Origin of the sequence: Streptomyces sp. NPDC001922, assembly GCF_042891165.1 — a bacterium.
Classification (GTDB): Bacteria; Actinomycetota; Actinomycetes; order Streptomycetales; family Streptomycetaceae; genus Streptomyces.
In genome coordinates, this window is record NZ_JBIASV010000016.1 from 132,947 (window position 1) to 150,080 (window position 17,134).

16 protein-coding genes are annotated in these 17,134 nt (G+C 70.9%); 2 read left to right on the top strand and 14 right to left on the bottom strand.

The features are described from left to right. Positions 1-35: 35 nt before the first annotated feature. From ACFYYR_RS27565 to ACFYYR_RS27620, 12 genes are all read right to left on the bottom strand, one after another. Positions 36-1,448, bottom strand: coding sequence for a DUF6177 family protein (locus ACFYYR_RS27565; protein ID WP_388859077.1), 1,413 nt, complete (start codon positions 1,446-1,448; stop codon positions 36-38). After that, positions 1,445-5,437 (bottom strand): type VII secretion protein EccCa, encoded by a 3,993-nt coding sequence (gene eccCa / locus ACFYYR_RS27570; RefSeq protein ID WP_388859080.1) that lies wholly within the window; start codon positions 5,435-5,437, stop codon positions 1,445-1,447. The genes ACFYYR_RS27565 and eccCa overlap by 4 nt, the downstream gene beginning before the upstream one ends. Continuing rightward, positions 5,434-6,357: a type VII secretion protein gene (locus ACFYYR_RS27575; RefSeq protein ID WP_388859083.1), complete on the bottom strand. Its 924-nt coding sequence runs from the start codon at positions 6,355-6,357 to the stop codon at positions 5,434-5,436. The genes eccCa and ACFYYR_RS27575 overlap by 4 nt, the downstream gene beginning before the upstream one ends. A gap of 309 nt (positions 6,358-6,666) precedes the next feature. Next, entirely contained in the window at positions 6,667-8,031 is a 1,365-nt protein-coding gene (gene eccD, locus ACFYYR_RS27580) for a type VII secretion integral membrane protein EccD (RefSeq protein WP_388859086.1), read from the bottom strand. Positions 8,032-8,044: 13 nt separating this feature from the next. Further along, positions 8,045-8,338, bottom strand: coding sequence for a hypothetical protein (locus ACFYYR_RS27585; protein WP_388859089.1), 294 nt, complete (start codon positions 8,336-8,338; stop codon positions 8,045-8,047). A gap of 58 nt (positions 8,339-8,396) precedes the next feature. Beyond that, positions 8,397-8,630, bottom strand: a complete 234-nt coding sequence (locus ACFYYR_RS27590) for a hypothetical protein (RefSeq protein WP_388859092.1) — start codon at positions 8,628-8,630, stop codon at positions 8,397-8,399. Next, the gene (locus ACFYYR_RS27595) at positions 8,630-10,804 is read right to left on the bottom strand and encodes a hypothetical protein (RefSeq protein ID WP_388859095.1); all 2,175 of its coding nucleotides are present in this window, start codon (positions 10,802-10,804) and stop codon (positions 8,630-8,632) included. The genes ACFYYR_RS27590 and ACFYYR_RS27595 overlap by 1 nt, the downstream gene beginning before the upstream one ends. Beyond that, the gene (locus ACFYYR_RS27600) at positions 10,801-11,187 is read right to left on the bottom strand and encodes a DUF6507 family protein (RefSeq protein ID WP_388859098.1); all 387 of its coding nucleotides are present in this window, start codon (positions 11,185-11,187) and stop codon (positions 10,801-10,803) included. The genes ACFYYR_RS27595 and ACFYYR_RS27600 overlap by 4 nt, the downstream gene beginning before the upstream one ends. A gap of 55 nt (positions 11,188-11,242) precedes the next feature. Next, positions 11,243-11,554, bottom strand: coding sequence for a pore-forming ESAT-6 family protein (locus ACFYYR_RS27605; RefSeq protein WP_388859101.1), 312 nt, complete (start codon positions 11,552-11,554; stop codon positions 11,243-11,245). Positions 11,555-11,565: 11 nt separating this feature from the next. Then, positions 11,566-11,898, bottom strand: coding sequence for a hypothetical protein (locus ACFYYR_RS27610; protein WP_388859104.1), 333 nt, complete (start codon positions 11,896-11,898; stop codon positions 11,566-11,568). Positions 11,899-12,306: 408 nt separating this feature from the next. Then, entirely contained in the window at positions 12,307-12,540 is a 234-nt protein-coding gene (locus ACFYYR_RS27615) for a hypothetical protein (protein WP_388859108.1), read from the bottom strand. Between the two features lie 51 nt (positions 12,541-12,591). After that, a complete protein-coding gene (locus ACFYYR_RS27620; RefSeq protein ID WP_388859111.1) occupies positions 12,592-12,999 on the bottom strand; it encodes a DUF5997 family protein in 408 nt (135 codons plus the stop codon). A gap of 184 nt (positions 13,000-13,183) precedes the next feature. Between ACFYYR_RS27620 and ACFYYR_RS27625 the strand changes: the two genes are divergently transcribed. Further along, positions 13,184-14,014, top strand: a complete 831-nt coding sequence (locus tag ACFYYR_RS27625) for a LysR substrate-binding domain-containing protein (protein WP_388859114.1) — start codon at positions 13,184-13,186, stop codon at positions 14,012-14,014. Positions 14,015-14,236: 222 nt separating this feature from the next. Here the strand turns inward: ACFYYR_RS27625 and ACFYYR_RS27630 are convergent, their stop codons facing one another. Next, positions 14,237-14,716, bottom strand: a complete 480-nt coding sequence (locus ACFYYR_RS27630) for a MarR family winged helix-turn-helix transcriptional regulator (protein ID WP_388859117.1) — start codon at positions 14,714-14,716, stop codon at positions 14,237-14,239. Positions 14,717-14,784: 68 nt separating this feature from the next. Here ACFYYR_RS27630 and ACFYYR_RS27635 point away from each other — a divergent pair, with 68 nt between their 5' ends. Further along, a complete protein-coding gene (locus tag ACFYYR_RS27635; RefSeq protein ID WP_388859120.1) occupies positions 14,785-15,201 on the top strand; it encodes a cupin domain-containing protein in 417 nt (138 codons plus the stop codon). A 174-nt stretch (positions 15,202-15,375) separates the two neighbouring features. Here the strand turns inward: ACFYYR_RS27635 and ACFYYR_RS27640 are convergent, their stop codons facing one another. Then, on the bottom strand, positions 15,376-17,064 hold the full coding sequence (locus tag ACFYYR_RS27640) for an NAD-binding protein (protein ID WP_388859122.1): 1,689 nt from the start codon (positions 17,062-17,064) through the stop codon (positions 15,376-15,378). Positions 17,065-17,134: the final 70 nt, after the last annotated feature.

Consider the following 17,134-nt stretch of genomic DNA (forward strand, 5'->3'; position numbering starts at 1 on the left):
CTTTTGGTACTGACGGCCCACAGCGGGGCGCGGGGTCAGCTGCCGGCGCGCAGGTGGTGGGTGAGCCCGCGCAGCGCGGTCCACGTCTGGGGGTCGGTTCCGTCGCCGAGGGGGTAGTGGAGCGCGGGGCGTGCGGTGGGGCCGACGGGCGCGGGGAGGAGGTCGAGGGGCGGCCGGCGGGCGTGCGGGAGGCCGATGTCCTGGACCGCGTCCGGGCCGAGCGTGAAGGAGACGGGGACGGGCGGCGCCTCGATGTGTGCGGGAACGGTCAGGTCGCGGCGGGCCCGGTGCACGGTGGCGAGCATCGACGTCAGCCCGTGCTCGGGGGCGGAGAGCGCCTCGGCGAGAGGGAGGACCGCGCCGAGAGGCAGGTCCTCGGCGGCGCCGTTGCCCACGGCGAGGGTCATCTCCTCCTCGACACCTGCGGTGGTGCGGGTGACCCGGAGCGTGGCCAGGGCGGGGCGGTCGGGGTGCCCGACCACGGTGAACCAGGTCGGCTGGGGTGCGCGTCGGCGGGCGAGGTCGGTCAGCTGGCGGGTGGTCCAAGGGTGGTTGACCGGTTCCGCCGTGCTCCAGCCGGCGGGCGCGGCCCCGGTGATGTGGTGCCAGGCGGCCTCGAGAGCGCGGCCCAGTACCAGGTGCTCGTCGGCCGGGTGGCGGGTGCGCAGGGAGAGGACGAGCTGGCGGTCCCCGGAGTCGGTGCGGTCGGCGAACGCGGCCGCTACGGGAGTCCCGGCCGACGTGGTCCGGGCGGGGGCGAAGCTGTCGCCCTGCCAGTGCAGGACGGCGCCGGACAGGCCGTCGTAGTAGCCGTCCTCGCCGTCCTGGACGACCCAGCGGTGGGGGTGGCCGCCCAGCGCGGCGCGGGCGGGGAGGGTGAGGCGCGTCGTGCCGGGGGTGACGATCTGCAGGGCGCGGTCGCTGGTGATCGCGGTGCGCAGGGCGTCCGAGAGCCAGCTGGTCATGGCGACCACGGGACGGTCCTGGAAGACGATCGCGGCCTGCTCGGTGAGGACGTCCACAGCCGGGGGAATGCCCTCGGTCTCCGGCGGAGCGTCCGTGCCGGACGGGACGGGGACGACCGCGGTCGTCACGGCCTGGGACGGCCACGTGGTGCCGTCCAGCACCGTGGCGAGGCGCCCGGCGAAGGATGCGGCGAGCTGCTCGGCTTCGGGGACCGCGGTGGAGGCGCGGGCCTCGGTCCACCAGACGGGCCCGTCCGGTAGTGCCGGGACGGCCCCCAGCAGTCGTTCGACCTCGCCGGGGACCTGCACGAGGACGGGAGCCTCCACGGAGAGCAGGGTCCGTCCGTCGGGTGCGCAGAGCTGGACGACGGCTCCGTCCGCTGTCGTCCGGACGGTCAGGTCGGGGCCGCCGGCGTACAGGCCCGCCAGCAGCGTCCGGACATCGGGCATCGTCGGGGTGAGGGCGATGACGTCCTTGGTCACAGGGTGTCTTCCCGGCTGAGGTCGGTGGCGAGCGCGGTCTGGATGAGCTGGTGGGGGCGGCCGCGGCGGACGAGGGTGCCGCGCCCCGGAGGCTGCGCACTGGCGTGGAGGCCGGGGAAGAGCTGGCCCTCCGTGCGGTCGCCGGTCATGACGAGGGCCGCGGTGCCGGTCTCGCGCAGGGTCGTCAGCAGCGGGTCGTACAGGGCACGTGAGGCTCCGGCGACGCGCCGCGCGATGACGAAGTGCAGCCCGATGTCCTGGGCCGAGGAGAGGTACGGCAGGAAGGGGGACAGCGGTTGCTGCCCGGCGGCGGTCAGGATGTCGTAGTCGTCGATGACGACCACGATGCGCGGGCCGGTGAAGGCCCGTCCGTCGGCCGGCGTTTCGTGGTCGAACGCCTCGTCGGGGAGGCGCTTGTCCAGTTCCTTCGCGATACCGGTGGCGAGGGCGGCGGAGAGCTTTGGGTTGTGGGCGTAGCCGCCCCGGTAGGGCTCGGGGACGACGCCGCGCAGGCCGCGCCGGGGGTCGAAGACCGCGAAGACCAGTTCCTCGTCGGTGCGGCGGTCGACGAACTGCCCGGCGATGAGCCGCAGCAGATTGGTCTTCCCGCACTCGTTGTCGCCCAGGACGAGCAGATGCTGGTCCTGTTCGAACAGGTCGAGCAGGACGGGGGCGAGGCTGTCCTGGTCGACACCGATGGGGATCCGCGACGGTTCGGCCGCGGCCGAGGGCAGCTTCGCGGCGGGCAGGCGGGTGGGCAGGATGCGGACGGGCGCGGCGAGTTCGCCGTGCCAGGAGGCGCGGATCGTGCGGGCGGTGTCCTCCAGGACCGGGCCGAGGCCCTCCCCGGACGGAACGGTGTCGATACGGGGCAGGGCGACCTGGGCGAAGAGCTTGCCATCGGTCAGGACCCGGCCGGGGGTGCCGGGGTCCAGGGTCTCGGAGAGCTTGCGGTCGATGCTGGAGTCGGACGGGTCGTTGAGCCGCAGTTCGACACGGGTGCCGAACATGGACTGGGTGGCGAGCCGCACGTCGTTCCAGCGCATCATGCCGGCCACGACGTGGATGCCGTACCCGCTGCCGCGTTTGAGCAGATCGGTGATGGGGTCCTCGAGGTCGGCGAATTCGTCGCGGAGCGCGCCGAAGCCGTCGATCAGCAGGACGATGTCGGTGGAGGGGAGCGCCGTCAGGCCGCCCTGGGCGCGGACCCGCCTGAGCTGGTCGACGGAGTCGATGCCGGACGCGCGGAACAGCTCCTCGCGCTCGCCCAGCATGGCGCGGACCTCCGCGACGGTGCGGGCGGCGCGTTCGTGATCGGAGCGACCGGCGATGCCTCCCACATGCGGCAGGCCGGTCAGGGCGCTGAGGCCGCCACCGGCCAGGTCCAGTCCGTAGATCGCGACGTCGCGCGGCGTGTGCGACAGGGCGAGGGAGAGTGCCAGGGTGCGCAGCAGGGTGGTCTTGCCGGACTGGGGGCCTCCGATGACTGCCGCGTGGCCTCCCGCGACGGTCAGATCCAGCTGCCAGCGGTCCTGCCACTGCTGGGCCGGATCGTCGAGGACTCCGAGAGGTACGCGCAGGGGAGCGGGCCGGTCCGTGAAGTGCACCCCGTCGGCCGAGGCCCGGACGCCGCCCGCGGCGACGTCCAGGGCGACGGCGTCGGGCAGCGGCGGAAGCCAGATGCGACGCACCGGCTCCGCGGCGCCGCGCAGCCGGCCGACCATGGCGGACAGGACGGTCGGGCCGGTCTCCCGTTCCCGCATTTCCGGAGCGTCATCGGCAGCGGGATCGGCTGCCGGAACGCTGTTGAAGGCGGTGTACGGCAGGGCGAGCGGTTCCTCCTTCTCGGGCACGCGCAGCGCGGGGCCGCGGTAGGCCCCCGAGACGTACCCCGTCTTGAAGCGTTCGTAGGTGGACGTGTCCACCTTGAGGTATCCGAACCCCGGCAACGGCGGCAGGTGGAACGCGTCGGTGGTGTCCAGGACGGTGCGGCTCTCGTCGGCGGAGAAGGTGCGCAGGCCCAGTCGGTAGGACAGGTAGGTGTCCAGCCCCTTGAGCTTGCCGCCCTCGATGCGCTGACTGGACAGCAGAAGGTGGACGCCGATGGAGCGGCCGATGCGCCCGATGGACAGGAAGAGGTCGATGAAGTCGGGTTTGGCGGTGAGCAGTTCACCGAACTCGTCGATGACCACGAACAGGTGGGGGAGCGGCTCCAGACCGGGGCGCGTGGCACGCAGCGCGGCGTAGTGGCCGATGTCGGCGACGTTCCCGGCGTCCTTGAGCACCTGCTGGCGGCGCTTCACCTCTCCCGCGAGGCTGGTGTGCACCCGCTCCACGAGGCCGGCCTGGTTCTCCAGGTTCGTGATCACACCGGCGACGTGGGGCAGGTCCTCGAACGGCGCGAACGTGGCGCCGCCCTTGTAGTCGACCAGCACCAGTGCCAGGTCCTCCGGAGCATGCGTGGCGACCAGGGCGAGGACCAGGGTGCGCAGCAGCTCACTCTTGCCGGAGCCGGTGGCGCCCACGCACAGCCCGTGCGGGCCCATGCCCAGTTCCGAGGACTCCTTGAGGTCCAGCAGCAGGGGCTCACGCCGGTCGGTCACCCCGATCGGGACCCGCAGAAAGCCTCGCTCGCCCCGCGGGGCCCACAGCCGTTCGAGGTCCGGTGCCGCCGGGTCGTCGATGCCGAGCAGTTCTGGGAAGTCCACGGGGCCGGACACCGGTGTGCCGTCCGCGGCGGACTCGGCCGACAGCCGCAGGGGTGCCAGGGCCCGCGCCACTCCCTCGACCCCTGGCAGGGTGATGTCGTCCACGGTGCCCGACGCGCGAGCAGCGTCCGGAACGCGCAGGTCCTCCACCTCGACCCGGTCCCCGGCGACGGTGATGCGGACGCTCACCTGATCGGGCTCCTGCACCTGCCGCTCCAGCAGATGCAGGACCGTCACGCCCATGTCGGGCAGGGTGACGGCCTCGTCCGGGCGCGGCAGTTCCACGGCCGTCCCGCCGTGCGCGTCACTGACCACCACGAGGCGCCCGGTCATGCGCAGGGCGTTCCGGTCCGACAGGCCCCGGCGTATCTCGGCGGCGAAGGAGGCGCGGCTCCGCAGCTCCGCGCTCAGCAGGGTGGCCAGCTGCTGCGGGCCGGGGGCCATCCGCCGCGCGGCCACCGACCCGTCGCGTTCGGACGGGTCCAGCACGTGCGGCAGCCACTTGCACCACGCCCAGTCCTCCTCGCGCCCGTCGGGGAACGCCAGAGCGAGGGCCAGGTCGTCGGGGGCGTGCGCCACGGCCGCCTGGACCAGCACGGCCCGGGCGACCCGGAGGACCCCTTCGCGGTCTCCCACGATGCTGACGTTGCCCGCGCGGTCCAGCGGCACCGTGAGCGGGAAGTCGGTCGACGCGGCGAACCGGCCCAGCAGGGCGTGGGCCTCGTTCAGCATGAACGGGTCCGGCGGCGTCAGCACGGTGCCCGCATGCTGCCCCACCGTCAACGCCTGCACCGGCACCTCGCCGGTGCCCACCCGCACCCGCAGGAAATCCGCGTCCGGCCGCCGCCGTTCCCACAGCCGTGCCGGGTCCCGCAGCACGTCGTACAGGGCTCCGGGCGGGGGATCGAGCACCCGGGCGGTCCGGCGGCGACGGCGCTCCAACTGCCCGAACTCCTCCCGCAGCTCCTCCAGATACTCCAGGTACCTCTCGCGCTGGGCCCGTCGGGTGCGCTGCGCCTTGCCCCGCTGCGACCAGAACAGGGCCACCGCGCCGAGCAGAGCGAACACCAGGACGATGGCGCCGATCGCCGCGAACTGACTGTTGCGGATCACGGTCATCATCACGACCGAGCTCATGACGCCGGCCATGGGCAGCAGCGCGGTCGCCGCGTTTCCGATCCTGCCCTCGGGAAGGTTCGGCGGGGGCTCGACGGTGCGTGGTTCCGCGGGAGCGAGCGGGCGGGTGCTGCGGGCGGGCCGGTGGATCAGCTGCTGGGTCACCGGGCGCTCACCGCACGCCGCATCGCCTCGGCGGCCAGCACCGTGGCCGCGTCCCGGGTGTCCCGTCCCAGCATGGCGTTCACCAGGGGTCCTCCTCCGCCGAGGTGGCGGTCGTACGGGACGGGGACCACCACGACTCCCGTCTCCCGCAGATGTGCGGTTGCCGTCTTCAGGTCGAGTGTCGTGTCGGGCGAATTCGCCGTCAGTGCCACGACCGTGGTCTCCAGGGCCGAGTGCGGGAGCCGGGCGAGCCAGTCCAGGACGATGCGGGTGCCGTTGACGCCCTCCGCGGTCATCGGGGCGACGACCACCCGGGCGTGGGCGGTGTCCATCGCCGTGCGGGCCACCTCGCCCGGCAGCGTCTCGCAGTCGACCAGCGTCAGGGCGAAGTAGCGCCGCAGCGCCAGCGTCACCGTGCGGTAGCTCCGTACGTCCAGCGGCGGGCCGACCCGGCCGTTGCTCGCGGGAAGCAGCCAGCCCCCGTCCGACACCGGCACCAGATAGCCGATGATGTCGGTCAGCTGCATCGACGGGGTGAGAATCCCGGCCAGCTCGGCACAGGACCAGCGCACCGACTCGGCACCGAGGCGCACGGGCAGCGTGCCCAGCGCCGCATCGGCGTCCAGAGCGAGCACCGGATCGTGCCGGTAGTGGTTGAAGACCCGGCTCAGCAGGGCCGTCACCGTGGACTTGCCCACCCCGCCCCGGATCGAGGTCACGGCGATCACCCGCCCGGTGGTCACCGGTTGCTGCAACTCGGCGGCCAGCCGGGTCTCCTCCGCGACCTCCTGCGCCGCGGACTGCCCCAGGCGGAGCAGTGAACGACCGGTGCGCCGTGCCATGGAGTCCCCGTGCACCGGGCGGCCCATCGCCCGGGCGAGGCGCGGGTCGACGGTCGGTACGGACTCGGGTGTCGGCATCGGGGGACGAGGATCCCGGGTGCTGCGGACAGCGGGCCGGGACCCGTCCGCGGGGGTGTGTACCTGGGCAGGGGAGCCGGCTTGCGGAGGTATGGGCGCCTGCTGGTGAGGCGGTTCGACCGGTCCTGGCTGCGGCTGCGGCGGCTGCTGTTGCGCGGCAGCGTGCGGCGGTTGCGGGGCGGCCTTGCCCGGCTCCGCCGACATCTCGCTCCGGGGGTGGCCCGTGTTTGAGGTGCTCTCTGGGCTGCTGCCGTGGCTCAACTCCCGCAGCAGATCCCGCTGCCAGTCTCCCTGAGACATGCCGAGCCCCTAAGCGAACGTGTCCAACAGGCGTCCGTACACCCCGAACACTCCGATGACCAGCGGGAACAGAGCGATCACGCCCGTCGACTCGGCCACGTCCCCCATGCGCCGGAGGCGCACCCGGACATGCTCCGCGGGCTGCACGGCCAGGACGACCAGGGGAACGACGGCGAGTGCGGCGAGCACGGCAAGGGGCCCGTGGACACCGGAGTGCTCCAGCCAGACGACGATCAGCCCCAGCCCGACGCCCGCGCCGGCCAGGAACAGCGCGACGACCTCGGCGATCAGCGGGAAGGCACGGGCCCGCAGGGGCACCACCACGGCGACGACGACAGCCACCAGGACCGTCCACACGGTGGGTGTGCGCAGCGCGAGGACTCCGGCGGCGCAGGCGGAGCAGGCTGCGACGAGCGTGGCGAGCACCAGCCCGCGGTGCGTCGCCGTCAACGCCGTTCCCACCCGGTACCGGCTCACCGAGGCCCCGCCGGAGCGGCGGTCGTCCAGCCCCGTCAGTCCCGCTGCCATCAGGGCCAGCCGCGGTACCAGCCCCAGCGCCACGACGGAGACGACGGCGAGTACGGCGCCCACCCGCGCCTGCTCATCGGCCGATCCCGCGCCACCCTGGAGCGCCGCGACGATCTCCCAGCACCCGGCCGTGACCGCGACGGCCGCAGCTCCCACGAGTCCGCCGCGTCCCAGCGGGGAGAACCACCCCAGCAGCAGCAACGTCATGACCACGGAACCGGCGGCCGCGGCCAGCCGCAGTCCGGAGGACCACTCATGGGCGTCGGCCAGCGTCCACGTACCCACAACACCCAGGGCTCCGGCCGTCGCGATCAATGCCGTGGCCACCCCGCGCCGGCCGGCACGACCGGCCAGGGCACCGGCTGTCGCCGCTGTCGCTGCGACAACCAGCAGTGCGGCCGCGACGGAGGCCGGGGCGAACTCGCCGCGTGCCAGAAACCCGGCCGCGACGGCCCAGCCGACTGTCGCGGCACCGGCGGTGACGCGCCGCGCGGCAGGGCTCCATCGCCACGGTCGGACGTCGAGATCCTCGGCCACCTCGTCGGTCACGTCGTGCACGACCGGCGCCGACGGCGCGTCCTCGACGCGTACGAGGCGCAGCACCGCGCCGTCCGGTATCCCGGCCGACTCCAGCGTGCTGTCCTGAGCCAGCACCGAACCGTCCGCCGTGACCAGGTGGCGGAGGGAGGGGCGAGCGGGCACACGGTCGTCCAGCAGCCGTAGCACGTCGGGCAGTAGGCGGCCGACGGGCTCCTGGGACGGCAGTACGAGATCGATCCGCCGCCGCTCGCCGACGAGCGTGACCCGGCTCAGCGCAGTCCGACATAATGCCCCAGCAGCTACCACGCGTTCGAACCTATCATCGGTGAGTAGTCGCTCTGTTCGGTGCAGAGGGGGACGAAGGGGAAGGGGCAGGGGACGGGGCCGAGGGGCCGTACGGGCTCTTACCGATGAGCCGGTGGGAGATGAACGACCAGCCCACGCAACCGGCACACAGCACCGCCGCGATCACCACCCCGGCAACGACCTTCCCCAGCCGCTCGTCCACGGAGCGCCGCTGGCGCTGGTCCCCGAACAGCAGGGCATCGCGGAGGCGCCGGCGGCGTACTGACACCGATTCGAGTAGCTGGCTGTCGTAGTCGTGGGCTGCCATATTAGTTTCGTCCGAGGAACTTGCCGACCAGAGGCCTCACCCTAAACATCGTTTGAGGTCAGCTCACACTCATGCCTCGGAGTGGCCAGGTACCCCTCTCGTCATAAAGGCTATTGATCTTCCGTGATGCCTTCAGGAACTCGTAATTGATGTTTCCGTCGTCGGGTAGGGAGCGACGCGATGTCTTGTTAAGGGTGAGTGTGCGACTCATTTCCTCCGCTTCGAAACCGAAGATGTATTGAACCCCCTCATTGTTTTCTTCCAGCATTTTAAAATACACAATTGATGCCATTACCATTCACCTTCGAAGTCTTCGCGCCTGCCGAGCGGAATGCCGGGTGCATCGCTCCAGTTGTAGAGTCGGTTGGCATGCCTGTGGGCTTCCTGGTATGTCACGCCGGGGTTATCCCGAAGGTATGTCAGTTCGGTCATTTCGTGGCCGAGGAGAATGAAGTCCGTCGGTTCGGGTCGCCCGGCGCGCAGGCGAATCCATGCATCTGCGATTTCTGCATCTGCGTCGAATTTCCGCCGAATGACCTCGCCGGTGTCGTAGTCGACGATAGGGTGCTCCGTGTCGAAAATATGCTTCTTGATCAGGGATATTTCATCGGGTGAGAAGCCCCTCGATCCGTCGATTCGTTCAAATTCTACAGTTGCCTTACTTATTTCCCCAATGTCTCGTTCGCTTGCCAGGAAGTCATCATATGCTTTCTGTGCCCATCGGGTCTGAGTCGGGTCGTCCAGCAGATCCCGTGGGCGCCTCCGGGCCCCTGTCAGCCATTCGTCCGCACGTACATCATCCGGTGCGCTCTCAGGAGCTCCCGGCGCAGAACCCTCCCCTGGTACCTCAGAGGGGGGATCATCGGACCCACCGTGCGAACGGTCCCCGGAGCCCTCCGCCATTGGATCAGCACCCGTCCCCCTAGCCGGACCGTGGTCAGTTCTGCCCTTGTCGGAAACCGGGTCATGGCTGGATCCTTGCTCGGCGGGTTGCCGACCTACTCTCTCTTCGCCGTTGCTGGAGGGTGTCCCATCGCCACCCCCTCCGCGCGAGGTCGGGACTTCGTGACTGGTGCTCGGCCGCCGGTTCTCCACCCTCTGAGCGAAGGGCTCAGCTTTCCGGGAGTCTGTGCTGACTCCCGCCAGTTGCCGCTCGGCGGTCCTTTCGTGCTGTCCGTCCCGTTCGTGTGCCCCCAACTCCCGCTTCGGCGTGTCCCTGATGGAATTGCCGTCGGCGTCGACGCGGAGGAATTCGCCGTCCTGGATGCGGACCTTGGAGCCGTCGGCGAGTTCGAGCTCGCTGTGCAGGCGTTGTGAGTGCGCGGCCTCGAGCCCGGCCCGAATGCGCCCTGTCACTTCGGAGATCTTCGGCAGCGAGCCTGCGACCTTCCCGGTCGCTTTGAAGGTGGCCGAGAGTGGGTCGATGTATTCGCCGACCCTGGCGGCAACGATCGCTGCCTTTGCGGCCGTACCAGCCTTGGCGCCTTTCGTGGCGGTGGCAACAAGGGGGCCCGCTGCCAGAGTGAGGGCGTTGAAAGCGACGGTCGCTGAGGCGCGTGAGGGGTTCTCGTCCCACATGTCCCAAGCCACAAGGGACTTAGCGAACTCCTTGGTGTACTTCTTGCTCCCCTGGTAGAACTCGGATTTCCAGGCGCCTTGCGGGCCATCGGGATGGATATCTGCCATGTAGGCGCCGAGTCCGACGGCTATGCGGCCGAGCCCCTGTCGCGCCTGGCTACCTTCCTCGCCTGGGCTGAACAGCGTGATCAGCCCATCGACACTGCCCACGATGTTGTCCATGACCAGGCCGTCCCAGACGAAGCTCTTGGCCTGGTGCTCCCAGAAGTCCCAGTCCCACCAGTGGCGGGCTTCGGTGACCGGGCTTCCCCAGGGCAGCTCTTTGGCCTGTCCCAGAACGTTCAGGCCGTAGCCGTACATCACCTCTTTGCGGTTCTGTGTGTGGCTGCCGTCGTCCACCACCAACTTCGGGCCGCCCACCAGGGCCGAGATCTTGCCCGCAGCCCGGCGTTCGGCTTCCTGGAAGGCGGCCACTGCGGTGTTCACGCCGTCCAGCAGCTTCTGGTGGCGGTCGACCTTGCCTTCGTCCTCGGTCCAGTCGTCCTTGCCCTCGACACTGTCGACGAAGGCGAGTGCGTCCGCCTTGAGTTGTTCGAGGCGCTTGACGAGCGGGCGGACCTCGTGGGCGTATGTGTCCAGCGCGTCCGCCACAGCCTCCAGATCGGTGGCGAAGGCATCCGCCTTCTGGCTCACCGGCAGCGTGCTGGATAAGAGCTGGTCCGCCTCGGGCGCCTTGTAGTGGGCCTCCAGCATCTGGAAACGGGAGTGCACGTGCAGGCCGCCGTTACGGATGCCGATCGCATTGCTGCGCAGCGCGGAGACGTCCTTCTCGAGCTGTTCGAGATTGCCGGTGAACTGAAATATGCCACCGGGTTCGATCATCTTCACTTGTGGTCGCCACCCCGCTTGTCGCCCGGCAGGTCGATCTTCGGCGCCGCGAGCGCCTTGTGCTGGGTGTCGGAGGCCATCTCGAGATTCCCCACGACGTAGTACGCCGTGGCCTCGCGAGCTCCATTGGCCGACTTCGCGGCCCGAGCGCTGAGGAACATCACGTCACGTGCTGTCCTGTCGACGAACAGTGCGAGCGCTGCACCGACCGGCCCGGTGGGTACAGCGCCGCAGACCGGCCCGCTGATACTGCCGGCCGAATCAGCCGCGCTCTTCGCGTTCGTTCCGTACGACTTGACGGCCTTGTCGATTTCTTCGATCGCGTCCCCCACGAGAGAGGTCACGAAGTCGACTCCCGACGGAGTCACGTCCCACCCGGTCATGGCAATATCCCCCCCGCTACAGCTCCGAACCGGTCCCGCCGCTCTACGACCTGGATCAACCGATGCTGTCGACCGCGGCCCTGGCCTTGGCGAGCGTCGACTGCGCCGTGCCGTCGTTCTTCTCCAGCGTCGAGCGCACCAGGCGGATGATCTCGCGCACCTCGTGCGCAGCGCGGTTCCAGCGGACTTCCTTGTTGTGGTACTCGTCCGACACTCCGTCGGCCTGGAAGTCGGCCATGGCCGCCTTCACTGCCTGGTCCCGGTCGACGAGGACCCGCTCCAGCTGGCCGATGATTCCCTGGAGGCCGCCCTGCACCTCCGACGAGACACCGGTGTCGAACGAGGTGCGGTCCAGACTCTGTCCCATTGCGAATCCCCCTATCGTCCGGAGAACCGGGCGGCGTCGAAGTTGGCCCCGGCCATGTTCTGGTGGGCGTTGGACTCCTGCTCCTGGTCACCAGTGGTGAACGCGCTGTCCATGCCGGACTGGCCGCCCAGGATGCCCTGCAGTGATCCGTTCAGCGCGGCGGTGATCTCGTCGGCACCCGCCTTGAACGAGTCGAACGCCACCTTGCCGGCGCCGTTGAACTTGCCTTCCAGGGGTTCCGCAGCAGCGATCAGCAGCCTGATCAGTGCGCCGAGGTCGTCACTGGAACCCACCGTGCTCTTACCGAGGCTGGACAGAGTCGTGCTGCCCATGTCGAACTTCATGCACCTACCCCCGTACGGTCTGGTGCGCTGCCGTTGCCATCGTTGCAGCGCGTAACGAACTCTTGTCGGTCCGTCGAACATCCTCTCTTGTGAGGTGTCGTGGACTCAACGAGCTTGTGCGCGGCGTGTCTTGATCGATCTCCCGGAACGGCAGAGGGATCCGGGTCCCGGGGTTGAGGTTTCCCGCTCACGCAGGCTGCACCACGGAAGGCAGTTCTCCCTCGGCCGCTCATGGGCGGCCGAGGGGCGCAGCCGAGTTGGCTGAAACCGTGTCAGACAGGCGAGGTGTTCAGCAGGCCTGCCCCATGTTCCATGAACGGCTGCCCGTGGCTGCTCCCCGGACGGTGAGCCTGAGGTCTATGGGTGGCGGCCCAGGTCATCGATGCCCCGACCCCAGGAGCGTGAAGATCAACTGGCGCTCAAGCCGCACAGGGGCCAGGTGCCCCGTTCGCCGTAGATGCTGTTGATTTTTTGGGATGCCTTCAGGAAGGCGTGGTCGACGGTGTCGTCGTCGGGCAGGGAGCGGCGGGTGCCCTTGTTGAGGGTGAGGGTGCGGTGCATCTCCTCGGGGTCGGAACCGAAGAGGTACCGGACCCCGTCCTCGTTCTCCTCCAGGCGGTGGAAGTACACCAGGGAGGCCATCGCGTCACGTACCGCCGGTGGTGGGCTCGTCGCCGTGGAGGTGCGGGGCGTTCAGGAGCGCGGCTTGCCGGACTGGTCGTCCCGCTCCGCCTTCTTCTTTTCCTTGATGCGCACCGCTTCCTTGCGGACCTCGGCCTGGGTGGCGCGCTCCTGCTGCAGCCACTCGGGGTCTTCCTGCTTGAGCGCCTCGATCTGCTCCGTGGTGAGGGGCTCGGTGACGCCGCCGCGTGCGAGGCCCGAGATGGAGACGCCCAGCTTCGACGCGACGACCGGCCGCGGGTGCGGGCCGTTGCGGCGCAGCTCCTGCAGCCACGCGGGCGGGTCGGTCTGCAGCGCGTTCAGCTCGCTGCGCGAGACGACACCCTCCCGGAATTCCGCGGGGGTGGCCTCGAGGTACACACCCAGCTTCTTCGCCGCGGTTGCGGGCTTCATGGTCTGGGTGGTCTTGTGCGACGTCATGCCGTCCAGGGTAACGAGCGTGTGCGTGACCGCCGACCACGGCCGCCACTCGGGACCGCGACCGCCGACCGTGGCCGTCACTCGGGACCGCGGGGGCCGGAGCGCCTGAGGCCGTCACCCGGGCTGCGGGCTGCTGCCCCGGCCCACGGCCGCTGTCCCGGGCCGCGGCCGGTAATCTGGCCGGGTGACTGGCTCCGACGTGTCCCCTTCGTTCCGGCTCGCGTATGTCCCGGGTGTGACGCCGGCCAAGTGGGTGCGGATCTGGAACGAGCGGCTTCCCGATATTCCTCTGGATCTTGTCGCGGCAACCGCCGCGGAAGCCCCCGAGCTGCTGCTGAGCGGTGGCGCCGACGCGGGTTTCGTGCGGTTGCCGGTCGACCGGACGGCGCTGAGCGCGATCCCCCTCTACACCGAGACCACCGTGGTCGTGGTGCCGAAGGACCACGTCGTGACGGCGGCCGAGGAGGTGTCCGTCGAGGATCTGGCCGACGACATCGTGCTGCACCCCCTCGACGACACCCTCGACTGGGAGCGCCTGCCGGGGCAGCCGGCGATCGAGCGCCCGGCCACGACCGGGGACGCCATCGAGCTGGTGGCGGCCGGCGTGGGAGTGCTGGTCGTTCCGCAGTCCCTCGCCCGGCTGCACCACCGCCGGGACCTCACCTACCGTCCGGTGTCGGACGCCCCTCAGTCGCGCGTCGCGCTGTCCTGGCCGGAGGGCGAGACCCCCGACCTGGTGGACGACTTCATCGGGATCGTCCGAGGCCGGACGGTCAACAGCACACGCGGGCGGGCCGGGGCCGCGGCGCAGTCGCAGGGCAAGCGGTCCGACGCGGGCGGTGCGAGCGGCTCGGGCCGGAAGCCCGCGGGTGGCGGAACCGGCAGGTCGGGCGGCAAGCCGACGGGGAGGACCGCCGGGAAGCCGACCGGCAGGACGGCGGGCAAGGGCCGGGGCAGTGGTTCCGGTGGCGCCAAGGGCGGCGGCAAGCGTGGAAAGCCCCGCGGCAGGTCGTAGATCCGCCCCGGACCCGCAGGGCCGGACCCCGCAGGATCGAACCCGCCCCCAATCCCGAGCCCGGAGCGCCGAACACCGGACCCGGCCGCTGGCCCCATGGCCCCGAGCCCGAACGCTCAGCCCTCAGCCCCGGAGTCCCGAGCCTGGAGTCCCGAGCTCCGGAGTCCCGGAACCCGAGCCCGAACGCCCACCCCGGAGCCTCTAGCCTCGAAGCCCCGCCGTTCACGCCCCGCCGAACCAGCCCGGGACGTCCAGGCGGAACAGGTCCTGCGGGGTCACCGTGCGCAGGTCGGCCTCCAGGGCGTGCAGGCGTTCCGGACCCAGGGTTCGGGCCCACTGCGCCCGTAGCTCGTCGAAGATCCGGGCCGAGCGGGTGAGGCAGTCGACGCCCCGTTCGGTCAGCTGGACCGTTTTGCGGCGGGCGTCGTGGGGGTCGGTCGCCCGCTGGACGTAGCCGAGGCGTTCGAGGGAGTCGACCGTCTTGCCCGCGGCCTGTTTGGAGACGCCGAGGGTGCGGCCCAGCTCCGCGGCCGTGGTGCCGCCCGGGCCGATGGCCTGGAAGACGAATCCGTGCAGAGGACGCACGTCGGGATGCCCCTGGCGGGCGAGCTCGGCGTGCAGATCGTCGATGAGGACCCGGAACCCGAGGAACAGGCGCAGGGGCAGTTCGAAGCCGGGGGCGGCGGCGGGATCACTTGACACGATCGACAACCAGGTTCACTGTTGCGGCGAGAAGGGCAACCATGTTGTCGAGTGTAGGAGACTCCACGATGCCTGTCATCCGTCACGCCGAAGCCCGCCGGACCGAGACGCCGAACGCTGTCATGACCACCCTCGCGTCACCCACTCAGGGACCTGCCGACGGACTAGCCGTCTGGCGGGTCGAGATGCGGCACGGGCAGGCCGGGCCCGAGCACACCTTCGACACGGAACAGGTGTGGACCGTGCTCGAGGGCAGCGCCCGGATCGACCTGGGCAGGGAAGCGGTGACCGTCAGATCCGGCGACACCGTGGTGATGCCCGCGGGCGTCCCCCGGCGGGTGTTCTGCGAGGTGCCCGAGGGGCTCACCGCCGTGGTCGCCTCCCGGGCCGGCGGGCAGGCACGGGTGCGGGAGGCCGCCGGACCGGACGCCGACGGATGCGCCGTACGGGACGGTGAACGGCTGGTTCCGGCCTGGATCGCGTGATCGGCCCGACGGCGGCAGCAGGGCAGAACCTGCTCGGCTGGGTGACGACCAGGACCGTTCGACGATCCGGGACGAGGTCGAGGTCGAGGTCGAGGTCGAGACCGAGGTCGCGGCAGAGGCCGAACAGAGAGTGCGAACACAGGGCGCGCGAACAGGGCGCGTGACCAGGGGTGTTCATTGCTGCCGGGGTCTCGGGCCCGGGACGGTGCGGCCCGCCGTCGGCCTTCCGTCCGCGGATTCCTCCTGTGCGTGGTCGCAGCGTTCCGCGTCCGGCCAGGGGAGGAGCGTGCCGTCCGCGTCCTCGACGAGGAGCCGGCCGTCCTGGACCAGCACCCCGCGCGGCGGCTGCGCCCCGTACAGGCTCGCCGTCGTGTACGCGGCGCTGAGGCCGCCCAGGTCGTGGACCAGGCCGATCCTGAAGAGTGAGCGGGTCTCCTCGATGGCCTCGTGGTCGCCGGCCCGGATGACGATCCGCAGGTCGGGCGCGACCGCCAGGGCCGCCACCGACACCGCGATGTTGTCGAGGTCGTCCGAGGCGACGGCGGCCAGCGCCTGCGCCCTGTGCAGGCCGAGTTCCCGCAGGACGAAACGGTCCTGGGCGTCGGCCACGACCACCGGGACACCGAGCGCCCTGGCCAGCCGGAGGTTGGGGGCCTGCGGGTCGCGTTCCACGGCGATCACGCCGATGCCCAGGTCCTGCAGTTCGGTGCAGAGCCGCAGGCCCACCTGCCCGAGACCGACGACCACCACATGGCCGGCCCGCGGCAGCGCCCGGGGGCCCACGATGCCGACGGGGCTCGGCGCGAGCATCCGGTCCACCATCCCGGCGGTGAAGACCGCCGTGAAGGCCATGGTGATCAGCATCGCGACGATGCCGAACACCAGGTACGGGGTGTCCGGACCGTGCGGGGCCGCGGGGCCGACGGTGGAGACCGTACGCGTCGCCTCGAACAGCGCCTCCACCGGCGGCCGGTGGTGCAGGAACACCAGCCAGGCCCAGTCCGACAGCAGGACCGCGAGCAGCCCGGCCAGCCCGGCCAGCATGATCCGTGAACTGCCGTCGTGCGGCCGCAGTTGCCCCCGGAGCCGGCCTGCCCGGGCCCGGTACCGCAGCGCCCGGGGCGCGCGGTAGGGCGTGCGCCGCAGGGAACCGTTCTCCCAGCGGGCTGCGGCATGGCCGGATTCCGTACGGCTCAGGGACACCAGACCGGGCTCGATGCAGGCGGCCAGGAAGGTGGGGGCGACGACGTCGGCGGGGGAGGTGACCCGGCAGTTCGGGACCACCCGCACCAGTTGCTCGGCCACGGTCCGGTCGAAGATCGTCACCACCAGGCGGACATGGGGGCGGATGTGCTCCACGGCGAGCGCGTAGCGGAGGGACTCCACGTCGTCGAGCAGGATCGCCACGCCGGCCACGCCGCCCGTGTCCGGCACACCGGCCTCGGCTGTGTCCGCCACGCCGCCCGTGTCCGTTACGCCGGCCCCTGCTATGTCCGCTACCCCGGCCCCAGCCGTCTCCGCCGCGCCGGCCACGTCCCCCGCGCCTGTCACGTCGGGACCGAGATGGCCGTTCGGATCGGGAGCGGCGAACGGATCGGGCGGGCCGGACGGAGCCGACGGATCGGCCCCGCTCGGTGCCGTTCCGCCGGGGGTGAGGGCCGCGCGCAGCTCCTCGTCCGTGGGCTGGGTCAGGTGGCACACGGTGTGGCCCGCGGCCTGCAGGGTGCCGCAGACCTTGCGGGCCACATCGCCGCCGATCACCACGTAGTACCGGCCGGGTGGTGTGCCGTTCCCCTCGGGCGGGGCACCGGTGGTCCCGGTGGCCCGCCCGAGGGGAGACGGGTCCTCGGCGCGCGGGGGCACCGAGGACCCTGACGCCCGGAGCGCCGATGCGCCGGATGCCCCGGCCGCCGTCGGACCGGACGACGCTCCG